The sequence below is a fragment of the Candidatus Schekmanbacteria bacterium genome (assembly GCA_003695725.1).
Classification (GTDB): Bacteria; Schekmanbacteria; GWA2-38-11; order GWA2-38-11; family J061; genus J061.
In genome coordinates, this window is record RFHX01000171.1 from 1 (window position 1) to 14727 (window position 14727).

The following is a 14727-nucleotide window of genomic DNA, read 5'->3' on the forward strand; positions in this document are numbered from 1 at the left end:
GAATAGCACAGTTCACAATGGAAATAAGATCAAAATATCGAAAAAATCATTTAAAAAGAAGAAAAAGAAAAGATAATTGTAAATTTAGAAAAAAAATGTATAATAATATTAAGGAGATAAAAATATGAAAAAGAAAAAATATACATCACCTAAGATTATTAAAGTAAAAATAATTCCGGAAGAGGCAATCCTTGGCACATGCAAGAATGATTTAGGTGTAGGGCCAAATCAAAGCCAATGCCTCATTCCACAATGTTTCATTCAAGGCAGTTGATTTTTTGAGCCATCGTTAATCTCCCGGCAAAAATATTTTGATGATATTTCAGAATTTGCCGGTGATTTTGTTCAAAATTATCTTTAATCAGTATTTAGAAGGTAGGCGAAATGAAAAAAATGATTTCAGTATTTACGATATTGCTGACTTTTTTTGTAATGACATGCACTGCTTCTGCCCTTGTTTTTTATGACAGCACATTCAACGATTCCGATTGGTCGCTGACCATTCAGACTAAAGCAGGTGGCGGGACGGTCACTGCAATGCAGGTTGCAACAGGAGGAAATCCCGGCGAATTCAGGGAAATAATAAATTCAGTGAACTATGGTCCCGGTTCTTCTGTTTTCGGTTATCATATTAGAAACGGTGCTGATTATGACCCTTCCACAGAGGGCGCCATAGGTTCAATAGATTATTCTGAAGACTCCATTATGTTTACCGGTTTCGGTGATGGAGAGGCAACAGGTCCTGCTCTTTTTCAAAACGGCAAATATTATTATTCTGCTCAGCTTTATTCCAATCAAAGCGTATGGACGCATCAATCTCTTCTTTCTCTTGGCGAACAGGATTTCCATACACTTTATGATAACAATGACCATCCTGATTTTTCCGCAACAGGCAGTATAATATCATTTGGTTTTTTCAGGGCAAATACCACTACTTTTGGAAGTTACACCATAGATGCGGGAATAGATAACTGGACTCTCAAAATCAATCCCGCTGTTCCCATACCTGAGCCATCAACGATGATTCTTCTGGGTTTCGGTCTGGTGGGGTTTGGCTACTTAAAGAGCAGAAATCACGATTAATTATAGATTTTTTGAAAGGTTGATTGTCTTCTTTTCGTCTATTGAATTAGTTTTTGATATTTTATAAAAGATGTTGGTAAAAAGCCAGACAAAGTCGCCTGTCTTTATGGTATATGGAGACAAAGTTCAAAAAGATGAGGGAATTTTTTAAAACCATTGTCTTTGCTCTTGTGCTTGCGTTCTTACCTCAATTATTGCAGGCAGGAGTAAATATAACTATATCAAGTGATGAAGATATAATAGACATTGATGTAAACTATCCTTCTTTCAAAAAGCAGGAAGTAAATATCGATGGAAAAACCTACGACAGGATTTCTCTTGAAGGCGCGGGATTTCTAAATAAACCCGGCTTTCCCATGATGCCGAAGGTTGTTGCTCTTCTTGATATATCGGCGCAGAATATTGCGGGAATCGAAGTTGTCGGCAGTGAATCGAAAACTATTTCAGAATTCAACCTTCTGCCTTCGCCGTCAAAAGAAGTAACCGTAAAGGACGGAAAACTCTACACAAGAGATGTCTATTCTGAAAACAGGGAAGCTTACGCTTCCGATTCATTTTTCCCGGGGATGCTTTTTGAAAAGGGCGAATCGGGGATAATAAGGGGAGAGAGTTTTACACAGATTATTTTTTATCCCATTCAATTCAATCCATTTTCAAAAGAGATAAGATTTTTCTCAAAAATTAGAGTACGAGTCAAACTCAGAAAAGAATCATCTCAAGAAGCATCTTTTAGAAAAGTCGGTAATAAAAAGAGAGAGGTACAGATTGCCAGTTTTAAAAAAGCGAAAAAAACTTTAAAGATAACAACTACCGATGAGGGAATTTATAAGATTACTTATAAGGATATCAAAAAAGCCGGTTTTAAGCCCACAAAGATTAAGACTTCCACCCTTAAACTTTTCAATAAAGGAAGTGAATGCGCTATTTCAATTTTAGGGAAAAAGAAGAAGTATCTTAAAAAATCAAATTCTATTGTCTTTTATGCTGAAAAAAATCAGAACGAATATTCAGATGAAAATGTTTATTGGCTTTTATGGGGTGGTGCAAAAGGTAAAAGAATTGCTTCTTACAATGGCAAAGCTGTAAACGATATATCCTCATCGCCAATCTTTTTTAATGAAACTCTGCATTTTGAAAAGAATAATAAATGGGTTCAAACCGTTCCTCGTGAAGAAGGCAAGGACCATTGGATGTGGGGCGATTACATATTGGCTTCTTCACAAGGTAATGGGACAAAAAGTGTTGATTTTGACCTTGAAGGACTTTATCATGCTGGCTCACAAGTTGTAACAGCTACGGTTGCTCTTCTTGGCGTCACAACAGATTCGTCAATTACAACTGATCATCATACAAAGCTATATTTAAATGGTAATCTAATCGATGAATTTCTTTGGGATGGAGAAAATGAGAAGATTATAACTACAACATTTGATGCAGGTTTTCTCAGCGCAATCTCAAATACTCTATCAGTTGAAGAAATTTCAGATCAAGGTGCAAAATACGATGCAGTTCATCTTAATTGGTTTGATCTATCGATAAACAAAAAATTTACCGCAATTGATAATACAATAAAATTTTCATTCTCCAAAACAGGGAAGCATAAGTTCAATATTGATGGTTTTGATAAGAAATCTGTTTTTCTTTTTGACATTACAGATCCACGAAATCCAGTGAAAATTAAAGCCAACAAAGTAAAAAACAGTGATGGAACTTATTCATTTTCCTTTGCAGATACAGTTTCTTCAGATAAGACTTATTTTGAAAATGCAAAAAAAGGATTTAGAAAACCCTCTACCATTTTATCTGATAGGAATTCAAATCTTAAATCAACTCCTAAAGGCGCTGATTACATCATAATAACGCACAAAAAATTTAAAAAATCATCAAAAGCTTTGGCTGATTACAGAAAAAAGGAGGGAATGATTGTTAAAATAGTTGATGTACAAGATATCTATGATGAATTCAGCTATGGGCTTTTTGACCCTCAGGCAATAAGGGATTTTCTGAAATTTGCTTATGAAAATTGGGTTCCAAAACCTTTTTATGTTCTGATAATTGGAGATGCCAATTTTGATTATAAGGATTTTGAAAAAAGTGGCACTAAAAACTATGTTCCCACGAAACTTGTCTATACTTCTACTTTTGGACCAACACCAAGTGATAACTGGTTTGTATCTGTTGACGGCGATGATGAATTGCCTGATATGGCGATAGGCAGAATCCCTGCAAAAACTCAGGAAGAAATCGATAATGCCATTGCAAAAATAATAGCTTATGAAACATCTCCTGCTTCCGGCAACTGGAATCAAAATGTCATTTTTGTGGCAGATAAATATGACTCCTCCGCAGGAAATTTTACTGAAACATCCAACCAAATTGCCTCGCTTCTTCCAATTACATATACAATTTCTAAAGTATATCTTGATGATTATACAAATAGTAATAATAAGGTTGATATTGAAACAGCACAATCAGACCTGATTGATGAGATTAATAAGGGCGCTATTATGTGCAACTTTGTTGGGCATGGCTCTTTGGAGGAGTGGGCCGCTGTCAGAGAAAGCGAGTCTGCAAGTGGGAAAAATGGTACATTATTTTCGGTAAAAACTATATTGTCTCTTTCAAACAGTGATAAACTTCCTCTTATTCTTACGCTCGACTGTTTTAATGGTTTCTTCGCCTCTCCTGATACAGAATGTTTGGCAGAAGAGATGATAACCGTAAAGGATAATGGTGCTGTTTCATTTATTGCGCCTTCAGGGGCAGGATACAATTGGGAATCAGAAATCTTTGGCAAAGAATTTGTTGAGTTATTGTTTGACGGAAATGGCGAAAAGGTTGCCGGGGTTATTTTCAATGAGGCTAAGAAAAACTCTTATGGCAAGATATCAGTGGACAATATTAATGATATACTCCTTTTTGGAGACCCTGCCACAAAGTTGAATCTGCCAAAATAGAAACTTTTGTCAATTTGTCGACTTTACCAATTATTCAATCGATAGTTTTCAACTTTGCTGCTTTTTAGTTTCTCTATTTGCATCTTGGTATCAAAAGGTGGTTAAAAATTCTTTTTTGGCAGAAAAGAAAATAAGAAAAATCGGGGCGAGAGGATTTGAACCTCCGACCCCCTGCTCCCAAGGCAGGTGCGCTAGCCAGACTGCGCTACGCCCCGAAGAAATGATTTCTACTATTAACCTATTTTTAGTTAGAAATTCAAGTAGAAAAAACAATATCTCGAAAAAATAATATCATCTTTTAAATTTATAGTTGGTATATCGATTTTGGAATTCTTTACTATCTGATAATTATTGACAAATTGTCCTTTCTTTATTATTGATTACATTCAAATGAAAGCTTTATTTTAATTCTTTCCGCAATAAATAGGATTAATTTAGAGAAATACAATAATAATCTAACGCCTTCACTAAAGGAGAAATACCTTTGTTTACCGGAATAATAGAGAGTGTTTGTAAAGTAAAGGATTTTAGAAGAGTTGGAGAAAATGCAGAGATAACGATTTCCTATAAACCTGCAGATAAAGGATTTGAAATTGGTGAAAGCATAGCTGTCGACGGAGTTTGCCTGACTGTTAAATCCTTTTCTCACGAAGGATTCAGTGCTGATATTTCTCCTGAAACATTATCGCTTACAACTCTTTCAGAGAAAAGGACGGGCAGTTGGGTGAATATCGAGCGGGCACTTGCATTTGGTGGAAGAATCGGAGGACATTTTGTTTCAGGACATATCGATGGAAAGGGCTTTATCAAATTTTACGATTTGACGGCAAATGGTGGAATAATAAAGATAGAAACAGATAAAAAATTATTGAATGAAATGGTTAAAAAAGGCTCTGTGGCAGTAGATGGAATAAGCTTGACAATTGCTGAATTAGATGAGAATTCATTTTCCGTAGCAGTGATTCCCCATACATTTGAGAATACCATTCTCCAATATAAAGGTATAGGGGAGGCTGTCAACATTGAAACAGATATGTTGGGAAAATATGTAAGGCGTGCAATTGCAGAATATAAATTGTCTGATAAAAGGGATACAATCTCTTTTGAATTGTTGAAAAATGCTGGGTTTACAGATTAAAACATTACTGGAGAGAATTTGAGATTATGAGTCCACGAAAAAGAAGGGAAGATTATAAATTTGACTCCATAGAAGATGCCATCAAGGATATAAAAGAAGGAAAAATGGTAATCCTCTGCGATGATGAGGATAGAGAGAATGAGGGCGATCTTACGATGGCGGCTGAAAAGGTGACGCCTGAAGCTATAAATTTTATGGCAAAATATGGGCGCGGTTTGATTTGCCTTCCAATGACTGCTGAACAATGCGATAAACTCGACCTTCCATTGATGGTATCTGACAACACAAATAATTTTCAAACTGCTTTTACTGTGTCAATCGAAGCTAAAAAAGGGATTACAACAGGTATTTCAGCGAAAGACAGGGCGACAACTATCCTTACAGCAATAAAGCCTGATGCAAAACCAGAGGATTTAGCCCGTCCGGGACATGTTTTCCCCCTGCGTGCTGCTGCAGGAGGGGTTTTACAGCGAACTGGACAAACAGAAGGAGCAGTTGACCTTGCTCGCCTTGCAGGTCTAATCCCTGCTGGTGTGATTTGTGAGATAATGGATGATGACGGGACGATGGCAAGGATTCCAAAACTTATGAAATTTGCAAAGAAGCATAATTTAAAGATAGTCACAATAAAGGATTTAATTGAATACCGCTTCCGTAAAGAATCACTCGTAGTAAGAGAGGCAGATACTATTATTCCAACTCCTTATGGCACATTTAGAGCTATTGGTTTTAGAAGCATTGTTGATAATCACTCCCATGTGGCGCTGATTAAAGGGGATGTGGCTGATGGAAGTGAAATTCTTGTAAGAGTCCATTCTATGTGCCTTACAGGAGATGTTTTTGGCTCGAAGAGATGCGACTGCGGTGAACAGCTTCACACAGCAATGCAAAGAATTGAATCAGAGGGCAAAGGAGTTGTCCTCTACCTATATCAGGAAGGAAGAGGGATTGGCCTTCTCAATAAACTTAAAGCATACGAATTGCAGGATAAGGGGTTTGATACTGTTGAAGCAAACGAAAAACTCGGTTTTAAAGCCGATTTGAGAGAATATGGGATAGGTGCTCAAATCTTGGCTAATCTTGGGATTAAAAAAATCAGGTTGATGACAAACAACCCTCGAAAGATAGTGGGAATCAAAGGTTATGGTTTAGATGTCGTTGAAAGAGTGCCAATTGAAATACCTGCAAATGATTCGAATATAAAGTATCTCAAAACAAAACAGGAAAAGTTAGGACATATTTTGAATAAAATAAAATAATTAGCGGAGATATTGTTATGACTGCCACTTATTATGAAGGTAATTTCAATGCTACCGGTATGAAATTTGGAATCGTTGTAAGCCGGTTTAATGAATTCATTACTGAAAAACTTCTTCAGGGAGCTATGGATGCACTGCTTCGCAACGGCGCTATAAGTCAAAACATTTCAGTTGCTCGTGTCCCTGGTTCCTTTGAAATTCCATTGCTTGCAAAGAAGATGGCTAACAGCGGAAAATACGATGCCTTGATCTGTTTGGGTTCGCTTATTAGAGGACAAACTCCACATTTTGATTATATTGCAGCTGAGGTTACAAAGGGATTGGCGCAGATACAGCTTGAATCAGGCATTCCTGTTGCCTTCGGAGTTCTTACTGCCGATACGCTTGAGCAATCAATCGAAAGAGCAGGTACAAAATTGGGGAATAAAGGCCGTGATGCAGCACTATCTGCCATAGAAATGGCAAACCTCCTAAAACAGCTTTAGGTTGATTTATGGGATTAAGACGGGAAGCAAGAGAACTTGCCTTACAGTTTCTCTACAAGTATAATTCATTGAAAGAAGTTGACTTTCCTAAGGAAGTAAATGCCGATTTGGAAAAATTCTGGCAAAGTTTCAGGCCAGATTTTTCAGGAAAGGGAAAAGAATTTACTGAAAAAATAGTTTTTACAGTCTTTCAAAATTTCTCTGAAATCGACCCATTGATATCATCGTCTCTTAAAAATTGGAAGTTTGATAGATTGTCATCGATAGATAAAAATATTCTTAGAATCGCTGTGGCAGAGTTTCTCTACTTTGACGACATTGATTTTAATGTGAGCATAAATGAGGCAATAGAAATTGCTAAGAAATACGGCGCTCAAAATTCAGGAAAATTTGTCAATGGAGTCCTTGACAGAATAAAGGAGAAAATTGAAGAAGAGAAGAGGAGAAAAGAAGAATGCCTGATATAGTAATTTATACACTTGATAACTGTCCATACTGTAAAAAAGCAAAAGAACTGATTGAATCGAAAGGTGTGTCATATAAAGAGCTCAATGTAACCAATGATGATGCTTTAGAAGAGGAAATGAAAGAGAGAAGCGGAAGAACCACTTTGCCTCAAATCTTTATCGATGGGAAACATATAGGAGGATTTGATGACCTTTCTGAACTTGATTCAAAAGGAGAATTAGACAAGATTCTTGGTATCGAAAGAAAAGCAGGCGGAGAGCGTAAAACAAAGGTTTTGATTGTGGGCTCAGGACCTGCAGGTCTTACAGCGGCAATATATTGCGGGCGAGGCAATCTCAGTCCCATTGTCCTTACTGGCAGAGAACCCGGAGGGCAGTTGACAACGACTACTGAAGTCGAAAATTATCCCGGCTTTGTGGAAGGCATTATGGGACCAGAGCTTGTGGAGATTATGAAAAAGCAGGCAGAAAGATTTGGAGCAGAATTCATAAATAAGGAAATGACTGATATAGATATAAACCAAAGGCCCTTTAAGGTCTTTGCTGAAGATATGACAATTTATGCAGAGACGGTAATAATTGCTTCTGGCGCTTCAGCTCGTTTCTTGGGACTGGACTCTGAAAAGGAGCTTTTGGGATATGGTGTTTCTACCTGCGCTACCTGTGATGCATTTTTTTACAGAGATAAAGAAGTAGTTGTTGTTGGCGGTGGAGATTCTGCCTTGGAGGAAGCTCTTGTGCTGACAAAATTTGCAAAGAAGGTCTATGTCATTCATAGAAGAGATAAATTGCGTGCCAGCAAGATAATGCAGGATAAGGCTTTTAAGAATGAAAAGATTTCTTTTATATGGGATTCCGTTGTTGAGGATATTTTAGGAGAAAAGCAATCTGGTGTGAAAGCTGTTAGAGTGAAGAATGTAAAGACCAATTCCGTTTCCGAAATCAGATGTGATGGTGTCTTTATCGCCATAGGCCATATTCCAAATACAGCGGTATGGAAAGGAAAGATTGAGCTTGATAAAGCAGGATATGTTGTTGTTAGAAACGGCACATCCACTTCCGTCAAAGGCATATTTGCCGCAGGAGATGTGCAAGACCATACCTATCGCCAAGCAGTAACAGCCGCAGGCAGTGGATGTATGGCAGCCCTCGATGCAGAAAGATTTCTCGAGATGTCTGAAGAAAATTGATTCTTTATGAAAACTTTTCTTTGTTGATATAAAGAATGATGCAAATGATTCCTGCTGCAATTATACCAAAAATGTCATAACTAAGCTTTGCGCGCTTTGAGACTTCAGTGCCCGCCATCAGCGCCCATGAATGCGTGCTTACGACAGCATAAACCATATAGGCAAATGTGAGGAAAAAGCCAAAGAGCTTTTTCATTGTGAAAAGCCCATAAATCATAAGCACGATTAGGGTAAGCTGAATGGCATCCATAATTTTTGCATAGATGCCAAAAATTCTGAAGCCCAGAATTACATTGACCGCTTTCCCATCCATTTTAGGAGTCATAATTCCTGTGAAATCAGCAAAAACCATAAGTCCCCATACGATAAAAAGAATAGCTATAATTGTTATTGGAAGGGGGCGGGAGGAAGATTTGACTGCATTTTCATCCATATCAATACCCTCCTTTTAAAGGTGGTAATTCATATGAAAATTGTAAAATGATTCAATGAAGCAATGCAATAAAAAAAGTATAAAATAATCGGATTCAGTTTTCTTCTCTATCAGGTAATTCACGCTCATCCATAAGCATCGTGAAAAAGGCGCGTTGCCCTGAAAGCGGGACATCAAATCCATCTTTTTTGAAAAGATAGTATTCATTTATTGCCTGCTTCTCTATGATTCTTTCTCGCCATTCATTGACAGGGCATTCATAGGGAGAAGATTGTATGACTTTTCCGTATGCGGCACATACTATATCAAGTATCTGGGGGGCAAAATCTTCATCGAGGATATCCTTTTTAAAATGTAAAAAACCTGTAATACTGATATTTCGTGAAAGAGTCCTCTTCTTCAATTCTTTTGAGCTTTTTTCATAATCTATACCAAAGGGCTTGAGTTTTTCACTTAGAAAATTATCAAATATTTTTATATGCTCTTGGCTTTGGACTGTCGGCAATCCAGCAAAAAAAAGTGTTTGTTTTTTACCGGGTAGATTCTGCAATGCTGAATCAGTAGAAAGGGGAGGATAGCCGGGGCAGGTAACCCAAATGCTTGATGGCAGTTTAACAAAATATTCACCTTTGCGCGTTTCTTTTTTTAAAAGGACAAACCTTATTTTTTTTGCTTCGTCGTAAAATTCTTCGATTTTATGCCATATATATGTTTCTTTGTATCTGTAATTGTAATCATATTCTGCAATTTTTTCTCCCATTAATTGTTTCATTCTTTTCTCCTTTTTGAATCACCTTTACGCAATTTATCGAAGAATATCTATTTTTCCGAAAACACCGTCATAACCTGGGGTTATTTTCACTTTTCCTTTTCGCACATTTATTATGGCTTCTGCTATACTTTCATCTGCCGCTTCTTTGATATCATTTCTTTTTGCATCGAGCAGAATATTAAATTCGCTTTTTAATTCTCGTACGAGTTTGTTATATATTTCTCTAACTGTCTTGCTTTTTTTGCCTATCCCGACAACTTTTGAAATAATATCATCTAACGGGACGAGATGCTTTGAGTTTACCACATCAGGATAATCTTCAACATGGCTTCTATCTGAGAGTTTATGGATTCTATTTAAAACTCCTTGAGTCAGTGTTTTCCCGCATCTTGGACACCTTTTTTTCTCTTTTTCTTTTTTCTTTGGCACAATGGAAAAATTGCATTTTCTATGTCCGTCTGCAAAATATTTTCCTTCCTGCGGATAAAATTCAATAGTGTATAGAAGTTTGTCATTCCCCTTTTTCCCTTTTAGAGAGTTTTTCAATGAATTAAAGTTTTTTAATGATGAAAAAACATTTGCTTCTCTTCCAATTGCCATTGGCGAATGTGCATCAGAGTTTGAGATAAGTGTATATCTGTCAAGCTTAGACACTTTGCGATTCATTGCAGGGTCTGATGATAAGCCTGTTTCCAATGCAAATATGTATTCACTCATATCTTCAAAACATTCCTCAGGGGAATCAAATCCTGAGAATGATCCGAAAAGAGAATACCATGGTGTCCATATATGGGCAGGCACAAAAAAAACTTCATTATTGATATCCATTATTCGTTTCATTATTTCTTTAATATGCATTGAAAAAATAGGCCTGCCATCTGATCCAATTTTGCCTAAATTCTCGAGAGATTTGGACATTTTTTTGCAGTCCTTCAAGGAAGGAGAAAACATCAATGTATGAATCTTCTTTGTCTTCCCATTATGCCGAAAGATATTGCAGATTTCAGTTGTAAGTACAAAAAGGGTCTTTCCTCTTCCATTTTTCAAAGTATAGATTCCATCTGCAGATTCAATTAATTTATTTTCTAATATTTCTAAATATTTTGGATGTAGAAAATCACCTGTACCTACAATATCAACCCCTTTGATTTCCGCATATTGGGAAATATACTTTGGAATCATAAGTGGACTTGTGGCAATGCTGAACTTTGAATGAATATGGAAATCTGCAATAATTGCCATTAAAATAGCCTTTTAAACATAGATGCTCTTTTGCATTGGCAAGTTTATCTCCTCTTCGAATGATTTCCCAACTGCCTCATCTATTGATTGGATATAGAAAAATTCAATGTCTTTGATATGTTCTTTAGGCAATTCTTCAACATCTTTTTTGTTGAGGAGTGGAAGGATTATAGTTTTGATTCCTGCTCTTTTCGCCGCAAGAACTTTTTCTTTGATACCACCTACAGGCAGGACTGTGCCGCGAAGTGTTATTTCTCCGGTCATTGCAATATCTTTTTTGACTTTTTTTCCTGTAAGGAGTGAAAGCAGTGCGGTAAATATAGTAATACCTGCTGACGGTCCATCCTTGGGAATAGCCCCGGCAGGGACATGTATGTGGATTTCGCTCTTTTCATAGAATTTTTCATCTATTCCAAAAATCTCGGCTTGAGAGCGGATAAAAGTCAACGCCGCCTGTGCAGACTCTTTCATTACATCTCCAAGTTGTCCCGTAAGAATAAGGTTGCCTTTGCCGGGCATCTTTGACGCTTCTATAAATATGATTTCTCCACCTGAAGGTGTCCATGATAAGCCTGTTGCAATGCCGGGACGTGTTATTCTAAGAGCAGTTTCTGAAAAGAATTTTTTAGCTCCCAAATATTTATGAATATCGTTTGCAGTTATAACAGTTTTTTTATTTTCTCCTTTTGCTTTATTTACTGCTGTCATTCTGCATATCGTTGCAATTTCTCTTTCAAGATTTCTCAATCCCGATTCGCGAGTATAGTCTCTAATAATCTGCACAATAGCTGAATCTTCAAATTCTATATCGTCTGATTTTATGCCATGTTCCTCGATTTGTTTTGGAATTATGTGTTTCTTTGCAATCATAGTTTTTTCTTCTTCAGAATACCCCGGAATGCTCAAAACTTCCATCCTGTCTAAGAGGACAGGTGGGATGGATTCAAGGACATTTGCTGTTGCTATAAACATTACTTGAGAAAGATCGAATGAAACATTCAGGTAATGGTCTGAAAAGGCGAAATTTTGTTCAGGATCAAGGACTTCAAGAAGAGCGCTAGACGGATCTCCTCTAAAGTCCGTACCAAGTTTGTCAATTTCATCGAGCATAAATACAGGGTTTTTTGCTCCTGCCCTTTTTATCCCCTGAATGATTCTTCCCGGCATAGCGCCTACATAGGTTTTCCTATGGCCTCTGATTTCAGCTTCGTCCCTAACTCCGCCAAGAGAAACACGGATAAATTTTCTCCCAAGGGCTCTTGCAATAGAGCGGCCTAAACTGGTCTTCCCCACACCCGGAGGACCTGCAAAACAAAGAATAGGACCTTTCTTCTGCGGTTTTAATTTTCTCACTGCAAGATATTCAATGATTCTCTTCTTTGGCTTTTCAAGGTTGAAATGGTCTTCATCGAGGATTTGCTTGACATTATCGAGGTCAAGATTGTCTTCTGTATATCTATTCCATGGCAGGTCAGTAAGCCATTCTATGTATGTCCTCGATACAGTATATTCCGCTGATGAGGGATGCATCTTGGAAAGGCGGTTGAGCTCCTTTTTAGCTTCCTGCAGGGCTTCTTCAGGCATTTCAGCATCTTTTATCTTTTTTTCAAGCTCAGCAATATCATTGTCCTCATCTGATTCGCCCAATTCTTTTTTTATCGCTTTGAGCTGTTCCTTTAAATAGAACTCTCTCTGAGCTTTAGTTACATTTCCAACGACATCAGAGCGGATTTTTTCGGCAATTTCAAGAGCCTGCAATTCTCTATTTATATGAAGTGATACGAGTCTCAGTCTTGTCTTTATGTCGAATGTTTCAAGAAGTTTTTGTTTTTCTTTTACACTGATGGTGAGATTGGATGCGACAAGGTCTGCAAGGGTGGCAGGGCTACTGATGCTTTGAATCATTTGGACAAGTTCGCCGGGAATATTTTTTGAAAGAGAGGCTGCCTTTGATGCCAAATCTTTCAATCCTAAGAAGAGTGCATCTGTTTCAACATCTTTATTCTCTTTTTCGTCGATATATTCAACCAATGCAGTAAAATATGGTTCTTCTCTTATGATTCTTTTTATTTTGAATCTTTTGAGGCCCTGTATAGTTACAGTAATATTGTTTTCGCTTAATCGGGATATTCTTAGGATAGAAGAAGCTGTGCCCACTTTATAAATGTCTTCGTAAGTTGGATTTTCAATTGTTTCGTCTTTTTGAGCTACAACGCCTATGATTTCTCTATTTTTTTCTGCATCATTGATTTGTTTGAGAGTTTTTTCTCGTCCTACCACTATTGAAGTAGCAGTATTTGGAAACATAACGCTGTTTCTGAGAGGCAAAAGTGACAATTCCTTTGGAAATTTCGGTTTTTTGTTTCCTCTTAAATTAGAGGAATAGTTTTTTTTTGAAAAAAATTTCAAAAATTTCATTTTTTCATCTCTAAAAGTCTTCTGATTCTTTCTTCCGTTGGAGGATGAGTTGAAAATAAACTTGCAATTCCTCCACCTGTTAGCGGATTTACTATAAACATATGAGCAGTCGATGGAGAAGCATTCATTGGCAATTTTAATCTTCCTTCTTCAAGTTTCCTTAATGCAGATGCAAGGTATTGCGGATTTCCTGATATTTTTGCACCTCCCTCGTCTGCGGCATATTCCCGAGAGCGTGAAATTGCCATCTGAATAATGAATGCGGCTATAGGCGCTAAAAAGATGATTAAAAGTGATATGAGAGGATTTCCTCCTTCATCGTCATCGTCGACTCCCCCACCAAAAATAAAAGCCCATTGTGCCATTTGGGCAATCATACTTATTGCACCGGCGATTGTTGCTGCAATTGTAGAGATAAGAATATCTCTGTTTCTTATGTGAGTTAGTTCGTGCCCGAGCACCCCCTTTAATTCTTCCATTGAGAGCATTTGCAGAATTCCCTCGGTAACTGCAACAGCAGCATTCTGCGGATTTCTGCCTGTAGCGAAAGCGTTAGGGTTTTGTGAGGGAATTATATAAACGCGAGGCATTGGCAATCCTGCAGAAAGAGCAAGTTCTTTTACAGTGTGATACAATTCCGGTGCAGTTGTTTCATCGACTTCTACTGCCTTGTAGATTTTCAAAACTATTTTATCACTAAACCAATAACTTCCTATATTCATAAAGCAAGCAAATATGAGAGCAATAAACATCCCTACATCTCCTGCGAGGAGTTTCCCCACATAAACAAAAAGAGCGGACATCGTGGCAAGTAAAACTACAGTTTTTGTGCCGTTCATTATCTTATCTTTGCCTCCTATGAAGATCTGTAATGGATAATTTAGTTATAGGAAAAAACTGCAATTTTACTTATTGAATAAGAAATAAATTTTGTAATTCTTTTTCGTAAAAAGGTGAAGCTTTTTTTTATTCTTCACCCGTTTCAATTTTGACTTTATCTTTAGCAATCTCAAGAAGAGCAATGCTTGCAGGCTTTACAAATTTCGATTCGACAAGAGGCGTATATCCACTTGTTATCTGATTTGCCCTCTTTGCGGCAATACACACAAGCTCATACTTATTTGGGATTTTTTCTATTGCTTGATTCAAAACTTCTTCAAGATTTCCATCCTTCATCCTCTTTTACCTCCTAAATTGCATTTCAGTAAGATTATATAAGCGAATATAGCTAAAATTTCAAGATGAATTTAATCAGAAAATAAGTAATGAATATAGTAAAATAA

Annotated in this window: 13 protein-coding genes and 1 tRNA gene; 7 read left to right on the forward strand and 7 right to left on the reverse strand. The window is 37.1% G+C overall.

What is annotated here, in order from left to right; translation table 11 throughout:
- Window positions 1–384: 384 nt before the first annotated feature.
- Both D6734_06875 and D6734_06880 read left to right on the forward strand, forming a co-directional pair.
- A complete protein-coding gene (locus D6734_06875; protein ID RMF94797.1) occupies window positions 385–1083 on the forward strand; it encodes a PEP-CTERM sorting domain-containing protein in 699 nt (232 codons plus the stop codon).
- Window positions 1084–1196: 113 nt separating this feature from the next.
- Entirely contained in the window at window positions 1197–4040 is a 2844-nt protein-coding gene (locus D6734_06880) for a hypothetical protein (GenBank protein RMF94798.1), read from the forward strand.
- Between the two features lie 140 nt (window positions 4041–4180).
- Here the strand turns inward: D6734_06880 and D6734_06885 are convergent.
- Window positions 4181–4255: transfer RNA gene (locus tag D6734_06885), tRNA-Pro, on the reverse strand.
- Between the two features lie 263 nt (window positions 4256–4518).
- On the opposite strand from D6734_06885, the gene ribE reads away from it, so the two are divergent.
- From ribE to trxB, 5 genes are read left to right on the forward strand one after another with little or no spacing between them, the layout of a single operon-like run.
- Window positions 4519–5178: a riboflavin synthase gene (gene ribE, locus D6734_06890; protein ID RMF94799.1), complete on the forward strand. Its 660-nt coding sequence runs from the start codon at window positions 4519–4521 to the stop codon at window positions 5176–5178.
- A gap of 26 nt (window positions 5179–5204) precedes the next feature.
- Window positions 5205–6437 carry a bifunctional 3,4-dihydroxy-2-butanone-4-phosphate synthase/GTP cyclohydrolase II gene (locus tag D6734_06895; GenBank protein ID RMF94800.1) on the forward strand — a complete coding sequence of 411 codons (1233 nt, stop codon included), beginning with the start codon at window positions 5205–5207 and terminating at the stop codon, window positions 6435–6437.
- A 17-nt stretch (window positions 6438–6454) separates the two neighbouring features.
- Window positions 6455–6922, forward strand: a complete 468-nt coding sequence (locus D6734_06900) for a 6,7-dimethyl-8-ribityllumazine synthase (GenBank protein RMF94801.1) — start codon at window positions 6455–6457, stop codon at window positions 6920–6922.
- Between the two features lie 8 nt (window positions 6923–6930).
- Window positions 6931–7389 carry a transcription antitermination factor NusB gene (nusB, locus tag D6734_06905; GenBank protein RMF94802.1) on the forward strand — a complete coding sequence of 153 codons (459 nt, stop codon included), beginning with the start codon at window positions 6931–6933 and terminating at the stop codon, window positions 7387–7389.
- Window positions 7377–8579, forward strand: coding sequence for a thioredoxin-disulfide reductase (gene trxB, locus D6734_06910; protein RMF94803.1), 1203 nt, complete (start codon window positions 7377–7379; stop codon window positions 8577–8579). The genes nusB and trxB overlap by 13 nt, the downstream gene beginning before the upstream one ends.
- A gap of 4 nt (window positions 8580–8583) precedes the next feature.
- On the opposite strand, the gene D6734_06915 is transcribed toward trxB, so the two are convergent.
- From D6734_06915 to rpoZ, 6 genes are all read right to left on the reverse strand, one after another.
- Window positions 8584–9012 carry a hypothetical protein gene (locus D6734_06915; GenBank protein RMF94804.1) on the reverse strand — a complete coding sequence of 143 codons (429 nt, stop codon included), beginning with the start codon at window positions 9010–9012 and terminating at the stop codon, window positions 8584–8586.
- 94 nt (window positions 9013–9106) lie between these two features.
- Window positions 9107–9784, reverse strand: coding sequence for a hypothetical protein (locus tag D6734_06920; protein ID RMF94805.1), 678 nt, complete (start codon window positions 9782–9784; stop codon window positions 9107–9109).
- A gap of 33 nt (window positions 9785–9817) precedes the next feature.
- Window positions 9818–11026, reverse strand: a complete 1209-nt coding sequence (locus tag D6734_06925; GenBank protein ID RMF94806.1) for a DNA helicase UvrD — start codon at window positions 11024–11026, stop codon at window positions 9818–9820.
- Window positions 11027–11038: 12 nt separating this feature from the next.
- The gene (lon, locus tag D6734_06930; GenBank protein ID RMF94807.1) at window positions 11039–13444 is read right to left on the reverse strand and encodes an endopeptidase La; all 2406 of its coding nucleotides are present in this window, start codon (window positions 13442–13444) and stop codon (window positions 11039–11041) included.
- Window positions 13441–14283: a zinc metalloprotease HtpX gene (gene htpX, locus D6734_06935; protein RMF94808.1), complete on the reverse strand. Its 843-nt coding sequence runs from the start codon at window positions 14281–14283 to the stop codon at window positions 13441–13443. The genes lon and htpX overlap by 4 nt, the downstream gene beginning before the upstream one ends.
- A gap of 127 nt (window positions 14284–14410) precedes the next feature.
- Window positions 14411–14620, reverse strand: coding sequence for a DNA-directed RNA polymerase subunit omega (gene rpoZ, locus D6734_06940; protein RMF94809.1), 210 nt, complete (start codon window positions 14618–14620; stop codon window positions 14411–14413).
- Between the last annotated feature and the right edge of the window lie 107 nt (window positions 14621–14727).